This window comes from Actinacidiphila sp. bgisy160 (assembly GCF_057707815.1).
Genome location: NZ_JBYIQW010000014.1, coordinates 1 through 21,561 on the forward strand (window position 1 = coordinate 1; position 21,561 = coordinate 21,561).

Sequence of the window (21,561 nt, forward strand, 5' to 3'; positions counted from 1 at the left end):
GGCGAGCGGCTCTGGAAGGGCCGGCGGCCGCGGCCGCCGGCGGGCGGATCGCGCGGGTCGAGGTCCGCGAGGTCCAGGTCCTGCAGCTCGGGCGGGAGTTGGTCCCGCAGGTCCGCCCGGGCGCCCTGCGCGAGCTCACGGAGCCCGCGCAGGGCACGCACGGTGTCGGAGACCAGCCCGGGGAGCTTGTCGGGTCCGACGAGGACGACCGCCACCACGAGCAGCGTCAGGACTTCCAGCGGGCCGATGTCGGAGAACACCGCGCCTCCCGTCTGTGGGTGGGGTTCGCCCGGGACGGGCCCGGCCGGGGGTTACGGGTTAACGGGCCGGCGCACCGGCGGCACGGCGGTACGGGGCGAGGAAGGTGCCGAGTTCCGCCAGCATCTCCTCCGGCGCCTGCTCGGCGACCCAGTGGCCGGCGCCCTGGATCACCACGCCCCGTACGTCCTCCGCGAGGGGCTCCATCGCGCCCGCGACGGCGCCGCCCCAGCTCTCGGACCCGCCGATCGCCAGGACCGGCATCGTCAGCTTCTTCCGCGCGCGCTCCTCGTTCTGCGCGGAGGTGGCGTCCCACGCGCGGTAGAGCCCGAAGCTGCCGCGCAGCGTGCCGGGGTCGGAGAAGAGGCGGAAGTAGTACTCCCGGGCGTACCGGGGCAGCTTCTCCCCGCCCTGGATGTCGAACTCGTAGCCGTAGAAGTCCGCTTCGCGACCCCTGACCAGCCTTTCGGTCAGCTCGTGGTCGACCCGGTTGAACGGGATGTGCCAGAGCCTGTTGTTGTCCCGCTCGTCCAGGAACAGGATCGGCGAGGCGGACTGGCGCGGGGGTCCGGGGACCTCGGCGAGGGCCACGCGGGCGACCCGCTCCGGGTGGTCGGCCGCCAGCGCGTAGCTGATGATCATTCCGGTGTCGTGGCCGACGACGGCGAACCGCTCGTGGCCCAGGGCGTCCATCAGGGCGACCAGGTCGCCCGCCAGGGTGCGGGTGTCGTAGCCGTCGTGGGGGTTGTCGGTCAGTCCCATGCCGCGCTGGTCGACGGCGACGACGGTGTGGTGCCGGGCCAGTTCCGGCATCAGCATGCGCCAGGCGTACCAGTTCTGCGGCCAGCCGTGCACCAGCAGCAGCGGCGGCCCGTCGCCTCCGACGACGACGTGCTGACGCAGCCCGCCGGCCCGCACGAAGCGGCTGCTGAAGGTGTCGGCGAACCCGGCCGGCAGCCGGGGCGCCGAAGAGACCGAGCCGAAGCCGCGCGGCGTCCGCAGGGGCGGGGTGGCGGAGGCCGACGGCAGTCCGCCCGCCAGCGAGAGACCGGCGACGGTGACGGCGGAGGCGGCCGCACCGCCGACGAAGGCGCGTCGTGACAGTCCGCGCGGGGCACGGTGCGACGTCGGCCTCCGGCCGGGGTCGTCCTGCCCGGACGGCTCCACGGGTGGCATGTTCACGGGAATTCCTTTCGCGTATGTACGAGCATATACTCGTATTGGGGTGCAGGAGGGGCCGTGCCCGCACGGCCCCGTACGCCCTGCGGTGTCGAAGGCGGTGTCAGCGGCCGGGGAAGCGCTGCTGGATCTCCTGGAGCACCCAGCCGTTGCCGTCCGGGTCGCTGAAGGTGGCGAACGAGCCGTACGAGGCACGGTCCGGGTGCAGGCCGGCGAGCCGCGCCTGCCCCTCCAGCCGGTGGGTGACCTCTCCGCCCTCATGGCCGTGGTAGAGCAGCCCGCCGGCGTCGTGGAACACCTCGCTCACCTCGACGCCACGGGCGACCAGCTCCGCACGGGCCCCCTCGATGTCGGGGACGATCAGGTACAGACCCTGGACGGAGCCCGGCTCGGCGGAGGTGAGCCCCCGGCCGAACATCACCGAGCACTCCGAACCCGGCGGGGTGAGGTGCACCGCGCGCCAGCCCTCGCTGACGTCCTTGTCCAGATCCAGGCGGAATCCCGCCGCCTCGTAGAACGCCTTGGCCCGGTCGACGTCGGACACGGGCAGCACGACCAGTTCCAGCTTCATGTTCATGGGGGGTCCTTCTTCATTGACGGCGGTGCGCCGCACACGGGCGGGTCACCGCTTCGGGATGAACGAGGACGGCGGAGCCGCACCGGCGCCACACGCCGTCACCGGCCGGGTCGCCGAAGGCTTCGAGTCGTAGTCCAGAGCGGCTCGGCCTGTCTTCGTGGTGACGACCGTAGGCCATTAGCTCGTAACGTGCAAAGCCGGATGGTCCCTTTTCTCACCATCGTGATGCACCTCACCGCACGGGAAGCGGACGAGGACCTTAGCGATTTCACACCTAACAAGGAGCGATCTAGACTGACCGGGAGAGGAGGCCACGGACGATGCCCGCACCCACGACCGAGCGCAGTCCGCTGAACCAGCCGGCGGCCGCCGACGCACTCCTGCGATTCCTCAACACGCACGCCTCGGGACCCCGGCAGCTCCCCGAGCGCTTCACGGACGCCCGCGCCATGCACGCATGGCTTCTGGAGCACGGCCTGGACGCCGGGATCACCTTCGTCACCGAGGCCGACGCGGCCGGCGCACGCGAACTGCGCGACGCCCTGATCACCGTGCTGCTGGCGCACGCGGGCGACAAGAACACCACGCCCGAGGCACTCGCCCGGGCGGAGGAGCACCTGCGCGGCATCGCGACCCGCTATCCCCTCGCCTCGGTCGTCACCGCCACGGGGGCCGGCCTGGTCAGCACGCAGACCGGCGTCCCCGGGCTGTTCGGGACCGTCCTCGCGAGCGTCACCGAACTCGCCCACGCGGGCCTGTGGGACCGGCTGCGGGCGTGCCGCCACGAGCCGTGCCACTTCTGCTTCTTCGACCGGACGCGCAACAGCTCGGCCGGTTACTGCGGTCCGAGGTGCGCTTCCCGCGCGTCCATGCGGGCCTACCGGCAGCGCAGGAAGGAACAGGCCACCGGGACGGCGGGCTGACCCTCCGGTTGTGTCGCACCGGCGGTGCGACCCCGGTCACCTGTGCTCGTGATATGAACCTTCGAAGGACTGAACAGGCACAAATCGGGCGGCAGTCCCGCGGAAGGGCCATGCGCCGCAGCCCGGACATCCGACCGGAAGGTGGGCAGACATGCCGCATTACGATCTCGTGGTCCTCGGCGCGGGAAGCGGCAACATGCTGTTCGGGGACGAGTTCGCGCACCTGCGCCGCGCCATCGTCGAGCCGGGCCGCTTCGGCGGTACCTGCCTGAACCGGGGCTGCATCCCGAGCAAGATGTTCGTCGTGGCCGCCGACGCGGCGGAGAACGCGCGGGCCGCGGCGCGGCTCGGCGTCCGCGCCACCGTGGAGCCGGTGGACTGGAAGACCGTCCGCGACCGGGTGTTCCACCGGATCGACCCGCTCCACGACAGCGCGCTGGACTACCGCCGGGACAACGGCATCGACGTCTACACCGACGAGGCGCGCTTCGTCGAGCCCAAGGTGCTGCAGGTGGGCGAGGAGCGGATCACCGCCGACACCTTCGTCGTCTCGGTCGGCTCACGGCCCGACGTGCCGGACATCCCCGGACTGGGCACCGTGCCCTTCCACACCTCCGACACCATCATGCGGATCGAGGACGCCCCCGCCTCCCTGGTGGTCATCGGCGGCGGTTTCATCTCGGCCGAGTTCGGCCACGTCTTCAGCGCGTTCGGGACGGACGTGACGATCATCCAGCGGGGTCCGCGCCTGCTGATGGCGGAGGACGAGCAGGTGTCCCAGCGCTTCACCGAACTCGCGTCCCGGCGGCACCACCTGCTCCTCGGCGCCACCGTCGCCTCCGTCGAGCGGCGCTCCGGCGGAGTCGAGGTGAGCCTGACCTGCCCCGACGGCGACCACGTCGTCCAGGCCGAGATGCTGCTGGTGTGCACCGGCCGCCGGCCCAACAGCGACCGGCTGGACGCCGCCGCCGGCGGGCTGGAACTCGACGAGCACGGTCACATCGTGACCGACAGCAGCTACCGCACGTCGGTTCCGGGGGTCTGGGCCCTCGGCGACGTCGTGAACCACTTCCAGCTCAAGCACATGGCCAACGCCGAGTCCCGGGTCGTACGGCACAACCTGCTGCACCCGGACGACCCGCACACCCTGTCCAACAGGATCGCCCCGCACGCGGTCTTCACCAGTCCGCAGATCGCGAGCGTCGGGCTGACCGAGCAGGAGGCGCGTCGCCGCGGCGTCGAGTGCCTGGTCAGCGTCCGCGACTACGCGGGCACCGCCTACGGATGGGCCCTCGAGGACACCACGAGCTTCGTGAAGGTCCTGGCGAACCCCCACGACCGCACGATCCTGGGCGCGCACATCATCGGTCCCCAGGCCGCGACGCTCATCCAGCCTCTGATCCAGGCCATGGCGCTGGGGCAGACCGCCGACCAGGTCGGCCGGGACGTGCTGTACATCCACCCCGCGCTCACCGAGGCCGTCGAGCAGGCCCTGCTGGAGCTGTAGCCCCGGTCCGCCCGGAGCGGTCCCGCCCGAGACGGGACCGCTCCGGGTCATCCAGAGGCAGCGGTGGGGTTACATCTTCATGCCGCTCCTCAGGTGCTTCATGTCGTGCGCGTCCATGCCCCGGCCCATGTCCATCAGCATCCGGTGGATGTCGTGGACCGGCGACGGCATGACGACGAAGGGCCGCATCATGCCCTCGTCCTCGTGGTCGAGCAGGTGGCAGTGGTACATCACCTTGCCGGTCTGGTCGGCGAGGCGGCCGGCGACGGTGACGAGGGTGTTGGCGTTGACGGTGATGGTGTCCTTCCAGCCGGACTCCTCGGGGGCGACCGGAACCGGCGCTCCGAGGGTGATGGGCTTCCTGGTCTGCGCCGTGGCGAAGTCCAGGCCGGAGGCGTCGACGGTCCGCCGGTCGACGACCTGGAAGTTCATCAGGTGGATGTGCATGGGGTGGTAGATGGGCACGCCCTCGGGGGCGGCGCTGATGAAGTGCCACTTCTCCCAGGTGCCGGCGGCGGCGAAGAAGGTGGTGGTGTCCTCGAACATGGTGCCCGTGCGGCGCAGCGTGACGGTACCGCCCGGCATGTCGACGGTGACGACGCCGGTGCCCGGTGCCGTGCCGGCCGGGACCTGCTCCATCTCCCAGATCTGGGGCATGGCGCCGGTCGTGTCGAAGCTCAGCAGGACGAAGCGCTCGGTGGCGTCCTTGGGCACATCGGCGAGGCTGAGCCTGCGGAACGACGTCGACAACGTTGTCGGAAGTGGGTGCGGCGCGCGGCGCCGCTTCTCGACGCAAAACTGCATGACCTCGGCGAAGGGGATCAGGAAGTCCGGCAGGGCCGCTCCGGGGGTCTGGCCCGGGATCGCGTTGACGAGCTTGAGCTTCCTGCCGGGGAAGGCCGCGAAGTCGATGACGACGTCGGCGCGTTCCGCGGGTGACAGCGAGAGCGCCTCGTCGATGGTCTGCGGCTTGCCGAGCAGGCCCATGTCGGTGCCGATGAGCTTCATGGCGCCGTGTACGACCTTGCCGGTCTCCTCGTCCACGACGACCAGGCGGTAGACGCGGGCGCCGGAGACGTTCAGCAGCCGGAAGCGGTAGGCGCGGGCCTGGACGTCCAGGTACGGCCACACCACGCCGTTGACCATGGTGAACGGGGCCAGGCTCGCCAGGGCGGGCGGGATGGTGCCCGGCATCGGCATCGAGCCGGGGCCCACGATCCGCTTCGCGAGGACCTGGCCGGTGAGCCGTCCCTGGGCGTCGGTGTCGAAGTTCACGTCCTGGATCGTCAGCGGGATCTCGTGCTCGCCGCGGGGCAGGCCGAGCCGGTCCTCCTCCGCGTCGCGCACCAGGTAGTTGCCGACCAGGCCGGACTGCACGTTGAGCGAGGTCACCGACATGGCGTGGTCGTGGTAGAAGAGGTGCGTGGCCGCCTGGTCGTTGGCGTACTCGCCCAACTGGCCGTTCCCGGCGGTGACTCCGAACTCCGCGGCGCCGTCGCTCAGGGCGTTCTGGTGGCCGCCGTGGACGTGAACGGTGGTCCAGGCGGTGAGCCGCTCGACCTCGGGGCGGGCGGGTGCGCCCTCGGCGCCGGGCCGGTTGTAGGGCAGCAGGCCGGGGCCGGGGCCCTCGGCGTTCACCCACACGGCCTTGAGCGGCGTCGTGCCCTTGAGCCTGTTGTTCCAGGCGATGCGGACGCGCTCCCCGCTGCGGACCTCGATGGTCGGGCCGGGGAAGTGGCCGGCGTAGGTCCACATCCGGCTCGGCGGCATCTGGGAGTGCAGCCGGACCCGGGACTCCACCATGTCGATCTCGGTGATCCCGTGGCTCTTGGGGCGCAGCTTCGGCGGGACGCGCAGCGGGTCGCGGAACGGCTTCAGCGTCGTGAACGTGGGCTCGTTCACGCCGTTGAGCGCGTCGGCCGCCTCCGCGGTGCCCTGGAAGACGCCGGTGGAGCCGAGGACCCCGGTACCGGCCACGGCGACGGCCGCGGCGGTGACCCCGGCCATGCCGAGAACGGTCCGCCTGCTGGTGGTTGGCATGTAAGTGTTCATCCTGTTCTGGGTGGTACGAGTGCGGGAGGTGGAGCCTCGGAGGGACGCGCCCGCGCTCCCCTGGGTCCGGGGAGCGTCGTTCCGCACGCCTCAGGACGGCGACGCCGAGCGGACGACCGGCGGCCTGAGGGGGGGTTTCCGGCGCGGACGGACGCCGTCGGAGCTGTCGGCCACCTGGCATCCCGCGTCAGGGCAGACACGACGGCCTGCCGGCCGGCCCCGACATGGGTCCTGTCGGTCCGGCGTTCCCGGAGCGCGCATCCTCATGGTGGGTTCGCCACCTCGGTGCGGCACTCGTACCCGGGCAATCCCCCCAGCCTGCGCTGAGCCCCCGCGCACTACTTGCTCGGTCAAACAAGTAGAAGATTCGACTACTTGTACGCGCAAGTAGCTTGATTCGTCATCAAACGGAACCCGGAACGAGGGGCCCGGCAGGCGCGCCGAGCCCCTCCGTCCGGCGCCCCCCGTGGGACGCCGAAGCCGCCTGCGAGGGCTCAGCCCAAGTAGAAGTCCCGGCGGGCGGCGACGAACTGCTCGACGGTCCGGGCGGGCACGCCCGTCACGCGCTCGACGTCGTCCGACGCCCGGTCGTAACGGTTCTCCCGGTGCAGCCGGCCCATCGTGGCGATGTGGGCCTCGATGTGCTGCGGCAGACCGACCTGACCGAGCACCTCGGCCTGCCACCGTTCCGGGGGCACGTCGACGTACGTCACCTGACGTCCCAGCGCCCGCGAGAACTCCTCGGCCATCTCCGTCATGTCGACCGTGCGCGGGCCGGTCAGTTCGTAGACCCGGCCGACGTGCGGGGCCGGATCGCGCAGGACCGTGGCGACCGCCCGGGCGACGTCCTCCACGGCCACCGGCGAGGTGCGCCCGGCGCCGAACGGCAGCGCGATCGTCCCGCTCTCCCGGATCGACCGTGCCGCCAGCGCGGTGAACAGCGGATTGTCCAGGAAGGACGTCGGGCGGATGTGCACCACCGGCAGACCCGACCAGTTCAGCACCTGCTCCGCCAGCCAGTGCAGCCGCTGCTGGTGGGACTCCCCCGTGCTGGTCCCGGTCATCTGCGACACCGTCATCTGCGACATGCCCACCAGCGCGTCCAGCCGTCCGTACTCGCGGGCGACGCTCGCCACCACGGTCGCCGCGAGCAGGTGGTCGGGCGAGACGGGCATGGCGAAGTACATCCGCCGCGCCCCCTCAAGCGCCGCCGCGACGGTCTCGGGCCGGGTGAGATCGCCGGTGACGACCTCCGCGCCGAGCGCGCGCAGCGCGTCCGCCCGTTCGTCGTCGCGGCGGACCATCGCGCGCACCGGTACGCCCTGCTCACGCAGGAGTTCGAGGACGGCACGGCCCACGCCGCCGACCCCGGTGACGAGGACAAGATTGCCGGCAGCCATCGGTCGGTCTCCTTCTGGGTTGGCTGAGTTTCCGGTGACAGGTGTGGCCACGGACGCCCTCGGCGTACGAGGTGCCGACGGGACCGCGCCCACCCCTGAACCATTACGAGCATATGCTCCTATCTCGCGGGCGGCAACCGCGCCCGCCCCGCACGGCCCGGGGCCCGCGCCCGCAGGGGCGGCGTCCCGCCCATGAGCGAGCGGTCACCCGCGCACCTATACTCGCCAAGAGGGAGTCGTTCGATGACGAGCAACAGCGCGGTCGGAGAACACCGCCGCGACGGCGGGCCCGCACGGATCCAGGCCACGGATCTCGAGGAGGTCCTGCACGGCGCCGTCCGTGAGGCCCTGTTCCGGATGGACGCCGTGTCCGCGGCGGTCTACCTGCTGCACGGGGACGATGCCGAACTGCACGCGGCGATGATCGCCGGCAGCCCGCCCTCCTGCTTCACGATGCCCTGCACGATCGATATCGACATGCCCCGCGCCTCGTCCCGTGCCGTCGCCACGGGAAGGACGGCGGTCCTCCCCGATCCCGATCCGGCCGGCGCGGACCAGACGTACGCCCTGCCCTATCCCTACGCGGCCCTGGCGGCCCCGGTCACCGCGGACGGGCACCGCTTCGGCGCGCTCACCGTCCTGCGCCTGGAGAGCCACGGCGACTACGGCCCCGCGGACCACAAGGTGCTGCGGGAGATCGCGGACACACTGGCCGCGGCTCTCGCCGGGCTCGCACGCCACGGCACCACCGTCAGGGCCGGCCCCACACCCGCCGTCGTGCCGGTGCTCCACTCGAGCGTCCACACCCCGGGCTGGGGAGTGCGCGGCGTCCCCGGCTCGGCCGGCGCCAGCCTGATGTACCCCCTACGGCATCTCGCCGAACGGCTGAACCAGGCCACCACCATGGACCACGTCATCGCGGCGGCACGTGACTCCATCATGACCCCCCTCGGTGCCCGCGTCCTGGTGCTCGCCTCGGTGAGTGCGGGCCGGCTGTGGGTCCTTGGGCACAGCGGGCCCTCCTCCGCCATGGTCCGCACCCTCCACGGCGCCCGACTCGGTGCGCGAACCCCGGCGGCGGAGGCGGTCGGCGGGCACGCGCTGTTCCTGTCCGGCGGGCCACCGCGGGACGAGGGCTCCGAATGGGAGGATGCCGGGCCGCGGGCCGCGGCCTATCTGCCGCTCGCCATCGGGAGCAGGCTCGTCGCTGAGGCACCCGCGCGGAACACACACGTCGTCGGCGTGTGCTGCCTGGAGTTCGCCGGGCCCCGCGAGTTCCCGCCCGAGGAGCGGACGGTGCTCGGCATGATGGCCGGGATGCTGGGGGCGACGGTCGAACGCGTCGAACTGGATGCCAGACAACGCGAGGTCGCCGAACACCTGCAGCGCAGGCTCCTGCCGTCCGCCCTCGCCGAGGTACCGGGGCTGGCGACCACCGCGCGCTACCGGCCCGCCGTGACCACGGTGCAGGTGGGCGGCGACTGGTACGACGTGATCAAAGTGGCGGACGACAGGATGGTGCTGGTCGTCGGTGACGTGGAGGGCCACGACCTGGACAGCGCCGCCGTCATGGGCCAGGCGCGCACCGCGCTGATCTCGTACGCCACCGAGGGTCACTGCCCGGCCGTGGTGATCGACCGGACGGACCGGCTGCTCGCCGAACTCGGCACCGAGCAGCTCGTGACGTGCTGCGTGGTCGCCCTGGACACCGGCGACGGAACGGCCGAGGTGGCCCTGGCCGGGCACCCGGCGCCGATCGTACGGCGGCCCGACGGGAGCGTCGACGTCCTCGAAGCCCCACCGAACCTCCCGCTGGGCGTCACCGCCGGGCACCCCTACCGGAGTTGGGAGCACACGCTGTCGCCGGGGTCCGTGCTGATGCTGTACTCCAACGGTCTGACGGACTCCGCCACCCGCGATCCCGGCACGTGCGCTCAGGACCTGCTCCACAAGGGCGGCCGGCAGGCCGGGACCGACCTGGAGCGACTCGCCGACCGCCTGGTCGCCCAGGTCTCCGGCCCCAGGTGGCGCCGCGACGACGCGGTGCTGCTCCTGGCCAGGTACGAGGGCGCCGTGGGCAAGGGGGCGCCACGGACGGCGAGCCTGCACGTGCAGCGCCGCGATCTGCACGGGGTCAAGGCGACCCGGGCGTTCGTCGACGAGCAACTGCGCTCGTGGTCGCTGGCGGGCATGTCGGACGCCCTGCAGCTGATCGCGTCCGAGGTCGTGACGAACGCCCTCATCCACGCGGGCAGCGATGTCGACGTCCGGCTGCGGGCCTTCGACGACCGCGTGCGGCTGGAGGTACGGGACTCCTGCGGCAATCCGCCCGTCCCCTCGCCGCTCGCCCTGGACGAGGAGGAGAACGCCGAGGCCGAGCACGGCCGGGGCCTGCTCATCGTGGAGGCCCTGGCCGGGCAGTGGAACACCTCGCCCAACGGCCGCGGCAAGACCGTCTCGCTGGATCTGCCCATCCCCACGGAGGCCTGACGGCGCCTGCCTGGACCGGTGGCCCCGCGGTCGGTGTGGATGTGTGTGTTCGTGGTCGTGGGGCCCACGGGGCGTCCGGCCAGGGTCCGGGGCGCGCGCGGTGACCTCGTCCGCACCCAGCACGTCCCGTTCGGTGAGCACGTCCTCCAGGGCGGCCGGCCAGAGCCGGTGGTGGTCCCAGGGGTCGTCCGCCGCGGGACCCTTCTCCCAGGCCCGGATCCGGGCGATGAGCGCGGACTGGAACCGCGGCCGGCCGAAGGCACCGGACTCGTGGAGGCCGGCGGCCAAGCCGAAGGCGCGGCTCTCCCACGGCTCGGCGAAGACCAGCTCGCCGTTGGAGCGGGGCGGGGCGGCCGGCCCGTCGACGTCCAGGGGAGCGGTCACGGCGCCGCCACCTTCGCCACGCCGACCCCTGCGTCCCGGGTCACCAGCGGCACGAGTTCCTCCTCGGTCAAGTGCTCGGTGCCGGCGGGTCGTTCGCCCCATCCTGGCGTGCCCCCCAAGTCGGCGATGCCCTCCATGGCGCGCTCTTTCCTGTGCCGGGATCACCGCACACCAGCTTGGCCCCCGGGCGGCCGGTGTCCCCGCGACACGGCCCGCCCGCCTCCCGGTTCCCTCCGACGGGCCGTCAGGCCGCCGCCCTACCGGGAGGCGAGGAACTCCCGGGCCCCGCGCAGGCGGGTCCGTATGAGCCTTTGGGTGGCACTGCTGTCGAGGCGGACGTCGAGGGCCCCGGGTACGGGGCCGCCGGCACGGCGCCCGGCGGGCAGCGCGGTGGCGTCGAGGCCGTCGCGGCGGGCGATGAGCGCGCCGAGTCGGTGGCGGCTGAGGGCGTCCGTCCCGGCGAGGTGGAACATCCCGGACGCGTCGGACACCGCGAGTTCCCACAGGGCGGAGGCGAGGTCCCCGACGTGCACCGGGCAGCGGACTTCGCCGGTGAACAGGACGCCGTCGCGCACTCCGGCCGCCAGGTCGTGGACCAGGCGCTCGTGCACGGACCCGCCGTCGCCGATGATCAAGGAGGTGCGCGCGACCACGGCGGCGGGCACCAGGAGCCGCACCGCGGTCTCGGCGGCGGCCTTCGCCGCGCCGTACGGGGTGACGGGGTCGGGACGGCAGGACTCGTCGTAGCGGACCCGGGCCCCGGAGAAGACGGCGTCGCTGGAGACGTGGACCAGGCGGCAGCCGTGTTCCGCCGCGGCCATCGCCACGCGGACCGAGCCGTCGGCGGTGACCTCCCAGTCGCTGTAGCCGCTGGTGACGTTGACGACGGCGTCGGGGGCGGCCTCGGCCAGCACCGTGCCGAGGTGCCCGGGGGCACGGAGGTCGAGGTGGTGCCACGGGATACCGGGAACCCCGCCGGGATGGCGGGAGCGGTACGTCGCCGCCGTCCAGAGACCCGCGGCCACGGCCTGTCGTACGAGTTCCCTGCCCAGGAAACCGCTGCCGCCGACGATGAGGACCTTCACGGACTTCACCGTAGGGCAGCCGCAAGGGCGGTGGGCTCGTCCGCCGCGGAAAACGACGAAGGCAAGGGAGGAAACCCTTCCCTTGCCACTCTCAACATATAGCGCACAGGGGGCCTTGCGGCAAGGCCCCCCTCGTACCGCAGAATCGCTGACCTGAGCCGGAACCTGGGGAATTGGAAGTTCTGATACGTGTGTTGTCATTTGTTCGTCGACGGGTCGAGCAGCGCGGGAGCGGCCGCGGATCGGAGCCGCTGACGTGGAGCCCCTGACCACCGGCGCGTTCGCCCTTCCCGCCCGGCTCGCCGCCAAGGCCGCCCCGGCGCTCGTCGCAGGCGACGAGCGGCACTTCGCCGCCATCGCGGAGAGCCTCGACCGGGCCATCGCCGAGCTGTCAGAACGCCTCGCCGCCGAGCGCAGGGCGCCCGGCGGCGTGGGCCGTCAGGCGATGGACCGGGACGCGGAGATCCACCGGCTGACCGCCCGGCTGCGCGCGCTGCGCCGCTTCGGCCTGGACCTGTGCCTCGGGCACATCGTGCGCGCCGACGACCCCGAGCCGGTGTACATCGGGCGGCTCGGCCTCACCGACAGCGCGGGGCGCCGGCTGCTGATCGACTGGCGCTCCCCCGCCGCCGAGCCGTTCTTCGCGGCGACCCACGCCGACCCGATGGGGCTGGTGAGCCGCCGCAGGTACCGCTGGAGCGGCGGCCGGGTCAGCGACTACTGGGACGAGGTGTTCACCGCCGACGGACTCGAGGGGCGCGCCGCGCTCGACGACCAGTCGGCGTTCATCGCGAGCCTGGGCGGTAGCCGGTCGCCCCGGATGCGGGACGTGCTCGCCACCATCCAGGCCGACCAGGACGCCGTGATCCGGGCGGGGTCACGGGGCGCCCTCGTCGTCGACGGGGGTCCGGGGACGGGGAAGACCGTCGTCGCCCTGCACCGCTCCGCCTACCTCCTCTACTCCGACCCGCGCCTCGGTCGTCGCCGGGGCGGCGTGCTGTTCGTCGGCCCGCACCAGCCCTACCTGGCCTATGTCGCCGATGTCCTCCCGAGCCTCGGCGAGGAGGGTGTGCGGACCTGCACCCTGCGGGACCTGGTCGCCGAGGGGGCCACGGCGACGGCCGAGACCGACCCGGACGTGGCCCGCCTGAAGTCGTCGGCGGACATGGTGCGGGCCGTGGAGAAGGCCGTCAGGTTCTACGAGGAGCCGCCGTCGGCGGGGATGACGGTGTCGACCGACTGGGGCGACGTCCGGCTGACCGCCGACGACTGGGCCGAGGCCTTCGACGCGCCGGGGCCGGCCACCCCGCACAACGAGGCGCGCGACCTGATCTGGGAGGAGCTGACCGCCGTCCTCCTGGACAGGCTCGGTGACGAGGACGTCCCGCCGGAGATGTTCCGCAGGTCGTTGCTGCACGACGGGGAACTGGTCACGACCCTCAACCGCGCATGGCCGTTGATCGACGCGGCCGACCTCGTCGGGGACCTGTGGTCGGTCCCCGCCTACCTGCGGCTGTGTGCTCCGTGGCTCGCCCCCGAGGACGTCCGCAGGCTGCAGCGGGCGGACCCGCAGGCATGGACGGTGTCCGACCTGCCGATCCTGGACGCGGCACGGCAGCGGCTCGGCGATCCGCTCGCGGCGCGCCGCGAGCACCGGCGTGAGGCCGCCGTCGCGGCCGAGCGCGCACGCATGGCCGACGTCATCGACAACGTGCTGGCGGCCGACGACGACGGCGAGGGCGCGGTGACGATGCTGCTCGGACAGGACCTGCGGGACAGCCTGGTCGACGACACCGCTCTGCCCGGCGACGACCCGGAACCCCTGGCGGGACCGTTCGCCCACATCGTGGTGGACGAGGCCCAGGAACTGACCGACGCGCAGTGGCAGATGCTGCTGCTGCGCTGCCCGTCCCGCAGCTTCACCGTCGTCGGGGACCGGGCACAGGCACGGCACGGGTTCGCGGAGTCGTGGCAGGAGCGGCTGCGGCGGGTGGGCCTCGACCGGGTGACCGTGGCCTCGCTGGGCATCAACTACCGGACGCCGCGGGAGGTCATGGCGGAAGCCGAGCCGGTCATCCGGGCCGTGCTGCCGGACGCCAATGTGCCCGCCTCCGTCCGCAGCGGCGGTGTGCCCGTCGTGCACGGACGGGTCACGGATCTCGACACGGTCCTCGGCACCTGGCTCGCGTCGCACGACGACGGCGTCGCCTGTGTCATCGGCCATCCGTCGTTCCGCGCGACGCCCCGCGTGCGGTCCCTGACCCCGGAGCTGTCCAAGGGGCTGGAGTTCGACCTGGTCGTCCTCGTCGACCCGGAGGCGTTCGGCGAGGGTGTGGAGGGAGCGGTCGACCGCTACGTCGCGATGACCCGCGCGACCCGGCAACTCGTCGTGCTCAGGAGTTCCTGACGGGGCGCCTTGGCCGGGGAACGGCGCCGGACAGGGAGACGGCGCCGGACGCCGGGGCACCCGTGGTGTTCCAGGCCTTGATGACGGGGCGGCCGTGCTCGGTGCCGAGGCGGCTGACGGTGCCGGTGTCCAGGGCGAACAGCGAACCGGCGGAGGGCGGCAGACCGAGACGGCGGGCGGTGAGGACGCGCAGGATGTGGCCGTGGGCGACAAGCAGGACGTCGCCCACGGCCGGGTCGCGCAGCAGCGGCTCGACGCGCGCGAGCACGCGGTCGGCCCGGCGGCCGACGTCCTCGGGGCTCTCGCCGGGATGGTCCGCCGGGCCGGTGGCCACGCCGTCGGTCCACAGGTTCCACGTCGGGCGGGTGCGGTGGATCTCCGCGGTGGTGACGCCCTCGTAGCCCCCGTAGTCCCATTCGCTCAGGTCCGGGTCGATCTCGGGGCCGCTCACCCCGGCCAGCTCGGCCGTGCGCACGGCGCGGCGCAGCGGGCTGCTCAGGGCGAGGGCGATGTCGTGGCCGCGCAGCACGGCGGCGACGCGGGCGGCCTCGTCCTCGCCGTGCGGGGTCAGGGGGAGGTCGGTGTGGCTGGTGTGCTGCCGGGACAGGGTCCACGCGGTTTCGCCGTGGCGGAGCAGGAGCAGGTCACCCATGATCGTTCATCCACTTTCGGCAATGGAGGAGGGGGTGGTGTGTGCGGTGCGGTGGTGAGGTGTCTTTGCGGTGGTGGTGGGGGCAGTGCGGTGGTGCCCGCGCCGGCCGGACCGGCCGGCGCGGGTCACTGCGGTGGCTAGCGGGCGGTGTCCGCGGAGGTGACGGCGTGGCCGCCGAACTGGTTGCGGAGGGCGGCGATCATCTTCATCTGCGGGGAGTCGTCCTGGCGGGACGCGAAGCGGGCGAAGAGCGACGCGGTGATCGCGGGGAGCGGCACGGCGTTGTCGATGGCCGCCTCGACCGTCCAGCGGCCCTCGCCGGAGTCCTCCGCGAAGCCCTTGAGCTGCTCGAGGTGCTCGTCCTCGTCGAGGGCGTTCACGGCCAGGTCCAGCAGCCAGGAGCGGATGACGGTGCCCTCCTGCCAGGAGCGGAACACCTCGCGCACGTCGGTGACCGAGTGCACCTTCTCCAGCAGCTCCCAGCCCTCGGCGTAGGCCTGCATCATGGCGTACTCGATGCCGTTGTGGACCATCTTGGCGAAGTGGCCGGCGCCGACCTTGCCCGCGTGGACGAAACCGAAGTCGCCCTCGGGCTTGAGGGCGTCGAAGACCGGCCGCACCCGCTCGACGTGCTCGGCCTGCCCGCCGACCATGAGGGCGTAGCCGTTCTCCAGGCCCCAGACACCGCCGGAGACGCCGGCGTCGACGAAGCCGATCCCCTTGGCGGCCAGCTCCTGGGCGTGCTTCTCGTCGTCCGTCCAGCGGGAGTTGCCGCCGTCAACAACGATGTCGCCCGGCTCGAGGAGGCCGCCGAGCTCATCGACCACGGACTGGGTCGCGGCGCCGGCCGGCACCATGACCCAGACCACGCGCGGTGCGTCGAGCTTGTCGACCAGTTCGGTGAGGCTGCCGACGTCGGCCAGTTCGGGGTCCCGGTCGTAGCCGACGACGGTGTGGCCCGCGCGGCGGATCCGCTCGCGCATGTTGCCGCCCATCTTGCCGAGGCCGACGAGTCCGAGTTGCATGTCAGGTGCTCCTTCTGTGTGTCGTGGGTGTGGTCGGCGGGCGGCGCCCGCCCGGGGCCGGGTGGCGCCGCCGTGGGGGTTCCCGGGGTCAGTTCCCCCGCAGGGAGCGGTACGCGGCCACGAGGGCGGCGGTGGAGGGGTCGAGGCCGGGGACGTCTGCGTCGCCGGTCAGGGCGGGTTCGACGCGCTTGGCGAGGACCTTGCCGAGTTCGACACCCCACTGGTCGAAGGAGTCGATGTTCCACAGCGCGCCCTGGACGAAGACCTTGTGCTCGTAGAGCGCGATGAGCTGGCCGAGGACCGAGGGCGTCAGTTCGGTCGCCAGGACGGTGGTCGTCGGGTGGTCGCCGCGGAAGGTCCGGTGCGGGACCTGCTCCTCGGGCACGCCCTCGGCGCGGACTTCCTCGGCCGTCTTGCCGAAGGCGAGCGCCTGTCCCTGGGCGAAGAGATTGGCCATCAGCAGGTCGTGCTGGGCGGTGAGTTCGGCGCTCAGTTCGCCGGCCGGCCGGGCGAAGCCGATGAGGTCCGCCGGGATCAGCTTCGTGCCCTGGTGGATCAGCTGGTAGTAGGCGTGCTGCCCGTTGGTGCCGGGCGTGCCCCACACGACCGGGCCGGTCTCCCACTCCACCCGCTGCCCCTCGCGGTCCACGGACTTGCCGTTGGACTCCATGTCCAGTTGCTGCAGGTAGGCGGTGAACTTGGACAGGTAGTGGGAGTACGGGAGGACGGCGTGCGACTGGGCGCCGAAGAAGTTGCCGTACCAGACGCCGAGCAGGCCGAGGATGAGCGGGGCGTTGGCCTCGGCGGGCGCGGTGCGGAAGTGCTCGTCGACGGTGCGGAACCCGTCGAGCATCTCGCGGAACCGCCGCGGGCCGATGGCGATCATCAGGGAGAGGCCGATCGCCGAGTCGTATGAGTAGCGGCCGCCCACCCAGTCCCAGAACTCGAACATGTTGTCCGGGTCGATGCCGAACTCCGCGACCTTGCCGGTGTTGGTGGACAGGGCGACGAAGTGCCGGGCGACGGCCTTCTCGTCCCCGTCGAGCCCGGCCAGCAGCCAGCTGCGCGCCGACGTTGCGTTGGTGATGGTCTCGATGGTGGTGAAGGTCTTGGACGCGACGACGAACAGCGTCTCGGCGGGGTCGAGGCCCTGCAGGGCCTCGTGGAGGTCCGCGCCGTCGACGTTGGAGACGAAGCGGAACGTCAGCGAGCGGTCGGTGTAGGGGCGCAGCGCCTCGTAGGCCATGGCGGGTCCGAGGTCGGAGCCGCCGATGCCGATGTTGACGACGTTCCTGATCCGCTTGCCGGTGTGGCCGGTCCACTCCCCGGAGCGCACCCGGTCGGCGAAGGCGGACATCTTGTCGAGCACGGCGTGGATCCGAGGCACGACGTTCTCGCCGTCCACCTCGATGACCGCGTCCCGGGGCGCGCGCAGGGCGGTGTGGAGGACGGCCCTGCGCTCGGTCACGTTGATCTTCTCGCCGCGGAACATGGCGTCGCGCAGCTCGAACACGCCGGTGGCGGCCGCCAGTTCGCGCAGCAGAGCGAGGGTCTCGTCCGTGACCAGGTTCTTGGAGTAGTCGATGCGCAGGTCGCCGACCTCCACCGTGTAGCGCCGCGCGCGTGCGGGGTCCGCGGCGAACAGTTCGCGCAGGTGCGGCCCCGGCCGGTTGACGGCACGGTGCTCCGCCAGTGCGGCCCACTGCGGGCGGTGGCTCGGCTTGGGTGTGTCAGACATCGTCCTTCTCCTGGTTCTCGTGCTGGTGCGCGCGCTGCGGCGGCACCGGGCCGGCCTTCGCGGAGCGGGCCTTCGCGGCGGCGGCCTTCGCGGTGGGGGCCTTCGCGGTGGGGGCCTTCGCGGTGGGGGCCTTCGCCGGGACGGCCTTGGCGCGGGGCGCCTTGACCTCGGCCCGGAGCGCGGCGGCATAGGCCTCGTCGGGGTCGAGACGGCGGAGCTCCTCCGCGATGAGCTCCGCGGTGGTGCGGACCTTCAGTGCGAGGACACGGGTGGGCTGTCCGGGGATGGACAGCCGGGCCACGGCACCCTCGGGGCGGTCGATGAGGATGTCGCCTTCCGGGGTGCGCAGCCGGACCGCGGTCACGACGGGTCCGTCGGTGACGACCCGTTCGACGGGCACGCGCAGCCGGTCGGCGAACCAGCGGGCCAGCAGCTCCGCACTGGGGTTGTCGGCCTCGCTCTCCACGACCGCGGAGGTGACCCTGGCCCGGGCCTGGTCGAGCGCGGCGGCGAGCATGGACCGCCACGGCGTCAGCCGGGTCCACGCGAGGTCGGTGTCGCCCGGCGCGTACGAGCCGGCCCGGGTCGCCAGTCGCTCCAGCGGGCGGTCGACGGCGTACGCGTCGGTGATGCGGCGCTGGGCGAGCGCGCCCAGCGGGTCCTTCGCCGGCACGTCGGGCGCGTCCGCGGGCCACCACACCACGACGGGGGCGTCGGGGAGCAGCAGCGGCAGGACCACGGAGTCGGCGTGCTCGGCCGCTTCGCCGAACAGCCGCAGCAGCACCGCCTCTCCGGATCCGGCGTCCGAGCCGACGCGGACCTCGGCGTCGACGCGGGAGGTAGTGCGCCGGCGGGTGGTGCGCGACGGCCGCTTGATGACGACGAGCGTGCGCGAGGGGTGCTCCTGCGCCGCCTGCTCCGCCGCCTTCAGGGCGTCGTGGGCGTTCTCCTCGTCGGTCACGATGACCATGGTCAGGACCATGCCGACGGCGGGGGAGCCGATGGCGCGGCGGCCCTGCACCAGGGCCTTGTTGATGTGGCTTGCCGTGGTGTCTGTCAGGTCGATCCTCATGGCCTGCGCCAGCTCCGTCCGTCTCGTGCGAGCATCTCGTCGGCCTCCGCGGGGCCCCAACTGCCCGCGGTGTACTGCGCGGGCCGTGCGTGCGTGTCCCAGTACCGCTCGATCGGGTCGAGGATCTTCCAGGACTCCTCGACCTCCTGGTGGCGGGGGAAGAGGTTGGCGTCGCCGAGCAGCACGTCGAGGATGAGCCGCTCGTACGCCTCCGGGCTGGACTCGGTGAAGGACTCGCCGTAGGCGAAGTCCATCGTCACGTCCCGGATCTCCATCGACGTCCCCGGCACCTTCGAGCCGAAGCGCACCGTGATGCCCTCGTCGGGCTGGACGCGGATGACGATCGCGTTCTGGCCGAGTTCCTGCGTGGCCTCCGGGTCGAACGGGGAGTGCGGGGCGCGCTGGAAGACGACCGCGATCTCGGTGACGCGGCGGCCCAGGCGCTTGCCGGCCCGGAGGTAGAAGGGGACGCCCGCCCAGCGGCGGTTGTCTATCTCCAGCTTGATCGCTGCGTAGGTGTCGGTCCTGGACTCGGGGTCGATGCCGTCCTCCTCCAGGTAGCCGGACACCTCCTGGCCGCCCTGCCAGCCGTGCGCGTACTGGCCGCGCACCGTGTGGGCGCCGAGGTCGCGGGGGAGCCGTACCGCGCGCAGCACGTTCAGCTTCTCGGTGAGGAGGGATTCGGCGTCGAAGGAGGCGGGCTCCTCCATCGCGGTCAGCGCGAGCAGCTGCAGCAGGTGGTTCTGGATGACGTCGCGTGCGGCGCCGATCCCGTCGTAGTAGCCCGCGCGGCCGCCGATGCCGATGTCCTCGGCCATCGTGATCTGCACGTGGTCCACGTAGGAGCGGTTCCACAGCGGCTCGAACATCGTGTTCGCGAAGCGCAGCGCCAGGATGTTCTGGACCGTCTCCTTGCCCAGGTAGTGGTCGATCCGGAAGACCTGCTCCGGGGCGAACACCTCGTGGACGAGCGCGTTCAGTTCACGGGCGCTGGCCAGGTCGTGGCCGAAGGGCTTCTCGATGACGGCCCGCCGCCAGGAGCCCTCGGGGGCGTCGGCGAGCCCGTGCTTCTTCAGCTGCCGGACGACCTTGGGGAAGAACTTGGGCGGCACCGACAGGTAGAACGCGTAGTTGCCGCTGGTTCCCCGGGCGGCGTCCAGCTCGTCGACGGTGACGGCCAGTTGCTTGAACGCGACGTCGTCGTCGAAGTCGCCGGGGATGAAGCGCATGCCCTCGGCGAGCTGCTGCCAGACCTCCTCGCGGAACGGCGTGCGGGCGTACTCGCGCACCGAGTCGTGGACGACCTGGGCGAAGTCCTGGTCGGCCCAGTCGCGGCGGGCGAAGCCGACGAGCGAGAAGCCCGGCGGGAGCAGTCCGCGGTTGGCCAGGTCGTACACGGCGGGCATCAGCTTCTTGCGGGACAGGTCGCCCGTGACACCGAAGATCACCAGGCCGGACGGGCCCGCGATGCGCGGCAGCCGCCGGTCGGACGGGTCGCGCAGGGGGTTGGACCACGGGGTGTCGGATGTGGTCAGGTCCTTGCTCATCGCGCGTCGGCTCCCTTGCCGTTCAGTGCGGTTCCGATGGCCTGCAGCAACTCGGCCCAGGCCGCCTCGAACTTCGCCACGCCCTCGTCCTCCAGCCGCCGGACGACCTCGTCGTAGGAGATCCCCAGCCGTTCCAGGGCCGTCAGGTCGGCGCGGGACCGGTCGTGGCGGCCGGTGACGGTGTCACCGTCGAGGCGGCCGTGGTCGGCGACGGCGTCGAGCGTCGCCTCGGGCACGGTGGTGACCGTCCCCGGCGCGACGAGTTCCTCGACGTATCGGGTGTCCCGGTACGCCGGGTCCTTCACCCCGGTGGAGGCCCACAGAGGCCGCTGCTCGTGAGCGCCCGCCGCGGCGAGCGCGGCCCAGCGGTCGCCGGTGAAGAACTCCCGCTGCGCCCGGTACGCCAGCCGGGCGTTGGCGAGCGCCGCCCGGCCCTTCAGGGCCGCCGCCTCGTCCGTGCCCAGTTCCGTCAGCCGCCGGTCGACCTCCGTGTCGACGCGGGAGACGAAGAACGAGGCGACGGAGTGCACGGTGGACAGGTCGATCCCCGCCGCGCGGGCCCTCTCCAGGCCGGACACGTAGGCCTCCATGACCTCGCGGTAGCGGTCCAGGGAGAAGATCAGCGTCACGTTCACGCTGATCCCGAGGCCGGTGACCTCCGTGATGGCCGGCAGGCCCTCCGAGGTCGCCGGAATCTTGATCATCACGTTGGGGCGGTCGACGAGCCAGGCGAGCTGACGGGCCTCGGCGACGGTCGCCTCCGTGCGGTGGGCGAGGCGGGGGTCGACCTCGATCGACACCCGGCCGTCGCGGCCACCGGTCGCCTCGTACACCGGCCGCAGGACGTCGGCCGCGGCTCGGACGTCGGCGGCGGTCATCATGCGGACGGCCTCGTCCGGGGTGACATCACGCGCGGCCAGGTCCGCGAGTTGTTCCCGGTAGTCCTCCCCCGAGCCGATGGCGGCCCGGAAGATGGACGGATTCGTGGTGACGCCCACCACACGCCCCGCGGCGACCAGTTCGGTCAGGTCACCGGAGGCGATGCGTCTGCGTGACAGGTCGTCGAGCCAGACCGAGACTCCCTCGGCGGCCAGTCGCCGCAATGGTTCCGCGCTTGCGGTTGCTTCTTCGTTCACTGTGATCATCTTCCTTCTGCGATCGCGTCAACCGTGGCGGACCCCAAAGGATTCCCGGCCGCCGGGGGCGGCGTTTTTGCAGGTGACGGAGGTATCCCACCCCGCGGGCATGACAGTGTGGACCCCTTG

General features: G+C 72.2%; 17 protein-coding genes and 1 pseudogene. 4 read left to right on the forward strand and 14 right to left on the reverse strand.

Annotation, left to right across the window (positions count from 1 at the left end):
- From AC3EUJ_RS14210 to AC3EUJ_RS14220, 3 genes are all read right to left on the reverse strand, one after another.
- Positions 1-260, reverse strand: a 260-nt coding sequence (locus AC3EUJ_RS14210) for a twin-arginine translocase TatA/TatE family subunit (protein WP_488180958.1), incomplete at its 3' end; no start/stop codon positions are given.
- A gap of 58 nt (positions 261-318) precedes the next feature.
- Positions 319-1,434: an alpha/beta fold hydrolase gene (locus AC3EUJ_RS14215; RefSeq protein ID WP_431961663.1), complete on the reverse strand. Its 1,116-nt coding sequence runs from the start codon at positions 1,432-1,434 to the stop codon at positions 319-321.
- Between the two features lie 106 nt (positions 1,435-1,540).
- Positions 1,541-2,014 carry a VOC family protein gene (locus AC3EUJ_RS14220; RefSeq protein ID WP_431961552.1) on the reverse strand — a complete coding sequence of 158 codons (474 nt, stop codon included), beginning with the start codon at positions 2,012-2,014 and terminating at the stop codon, positions 1,541-1,543.
- 320 nt (positions 2,015-2,334) lie between these two features.
- On the opposite strand from AC3EUJ_RS14220, the gene AC3EUJ_RS14225 reads away from it, so the two are divergent.
- Positions 2,335-2,937 (forward strand): CGNR zinc finger domain-containing protein, encoded by a 603-nt coding sequence (locus tag AC3EUJ_RS14225; RefSeq protein ID WP_431961553.1) that lies wholly within the window; start codon positions 2,335-2,337, stop codon positions 2,935-2,937.
- Positions 2,938-3,088: 151 nt separating this feature from the next.
- Entirely contained in the window at positions 3,089-4,444 is a 1,356-nt protein-coding gene (locus AC3EUJ_RS14230; RefSeq protein ID WP_431961554.1) for a mycothione reductase, read from the forward strand.
- A 69-nt stretch (positions 4,445-4,513) separates the two neighbouring features.
- Here the strand turns inward: AC3EUJ_RS14230 and AC3EUJ_RS14235 are convergent, their stop codons facing one another.
- Complete coding sequence (locus AC3EUJ_RS14235) at positions 4,514-6,484, reverse strand: multicopper oxidase family protein (protein WP_431961555.1); 1,971 nt, start codon at positions 6,482-6,484, stop codon at positions 4,514-4,516.
- 506 nt (positions 6,485-6,990) lie between these two features.
- Positions 6,991-7,896, reverse strand: a complete 906-nt coding sequence (locus tag AC3EUJ_RS14240) for an NmrA family NAD(P)-binding protein (protein WP_431961556.1) — start codon at positions 7,894-7,896, stop codon at positions 6,991-6,993.
- 243 nt (positions 7,897-8,139) lie between these two features.
- On the opposite strand from AC3EUJ_RS14240, the gene AC3EUJ_RS14245 reads away from it, so the two are divergent.
- Complete coding sequence (locus AC3EUJ_RS14245) at positions 8,140-10,386, forward strand: SpoIIE family protein phosphatase (RefSeq protein WP_431961557.1); 2,247 nt, start codon at positions 8,140-8,142, stop codon at positions 10,384-10,386.
- 114 nt (positions 10,387-10,500) lie between these two features.
- Here AC3EUJ_RS14245 and AC3EUJ_RS14250 read toward each other — a convergent pair.
- The 3 genes and pseudogenes from AC3EUJ_RS14250 to AC3EUJ_RS14260 all read right to left on the reverse strand — a co-directional run.
- Positions 10,501-10,770 (reverse strand): annotated as a pseudogene (locus AC3EUJ_RS14250) (nitrile hydratase accessory protein); the annotation flags it as partial.
- A complete protein-coding gene (locus AC3EUJ_RS14255) occupies positions 10,767-10,907 on the reverse strand; it encodes a hypothetical protein (RefSeq protein ID WP_431961558.1) in 141 nt (46 codons plus the stop codon). The gene AC3EUJ_RS14255 and the pseudogene AC3EUJ_RS14250, both read right to left, overlap by 4 nt.
- A 120-nt stretch (positions 10,908-11,027) precedes the next feature.
- Positions 11,028-11,855 carry an SDR family oxidoreductase gene (locus tag AC3EUJ_RS14260; protein ID WP_431961559.1) on the reverse strand — a complete coding sequence of 276 codons (828 nt, stop codon included), beginning with the start codon at positions 11,853-11,855 and terminating at the stop codon, positions 11,028-11,030.
- A 256-nt stretch (positions 11,856-12,111) separates the two neighbouring features.
- Here AC3EUJ_RS14260 and helR point away from each other — a divergent pair, with 256 nt between their 5' ends.
- A complete protein-coding gene (helR, locus tag AC3EUJ_RS14265; protein WP_431961560.1) occupies positions 12,112-14,262 on the forward strand; it encodes an RNA polymerase recycling motor ATPase HelR in 2,151 nt (716 codons plus the stop codon).
- Here the strand turns inward: helR and AC3EUJ_RS14270 are convergent.
- The 6 genes from AC3EUJ_RS14270 to tal all read right to left on the reverse strand — a co-directional run bounded on the left by AC3EUJ_RS14270 (position 14,249) and on the right by tal (position 21,441).
- A complete protein-coding gene (locus AC3EUJ_RS14270) occupies positions 14,249-14,914 on the reverse strand; it encodes a histidine phosphatase family protein (protein ID WP_431961561.1) in 666 nt (221 codons plus the stop codon). The genes helR and AC3EUJ_RS14270 overlap by 14 nt on opposite strands.
- Before the next feature lie 137 nt (positions 14,915-15,051).
- Positions 15,052-15,939 carry a phosphogluconate dehydrogenase (NAD(+)-dependent, decarboxylating) gene (gnd, locus tag AC3EUJ_RS14275; RefSeq protein WP_431961562.1) on the reverse strand — a complete coding sequence of 296 codons (888 nt, stop codon included), beginning with the start codon at positions 15,937-15,939 and terminating at the stop codon, positions 15,052-15,054.
- Positions 15,940-16,027: 88 nt separating this feature from the next.
- Entirely contained in the window at positions 16,028-17,677 is a 1,650-nt protein-coding gene (pgi, locus tag AC3EUJ_RS14280; RefSeq protein WP_431961563.1) for a glucose-6-phosphate isomerase, read from the reverse strand.
- A complete protein-coding gene (gene opcA, locus AC3EUJ_RS14285) occupies positions 17,670-18,749 on the reverse strand; it encodes a glucose-6-phosphate dehydrogenase assembly protein OpcA (RefSeq protein WP_431961564.1) in 1,080 nt (359 codons plus the stop codon). Before opcA ends, pgi begins: the two co-directional genes overlap by 8 nt.
- A complete protein-coding gene (gene zwf, locus AC3EUJ_RS14290; RefSeq protein WP_431961565.1) occupies positions 18,746-20,296 on the reverse strand; it encodes a glucose-6-phosphate dehydrogenase in 1,551 nt (516 codons plus the stop codon). The genes opcA and zwf overlap by 4 nt, the downstream gene beginning before the upstream one ends.
- Complete coding sequence (tal, locus tag AC3EUJ_RS14295; protein ID WP_431961566.1) at positions 20,293-21,441, reverse strand: transaldolase; 1,149 nt, start codon at positions 21,439-21,441, stop codon at positions 20,293-20,295. Before tal ends, zwf begins: the two co-directional genes overlap by 4 nt.
- Positions 21,442-21,561: the final 120 nt, after the last annotated feature.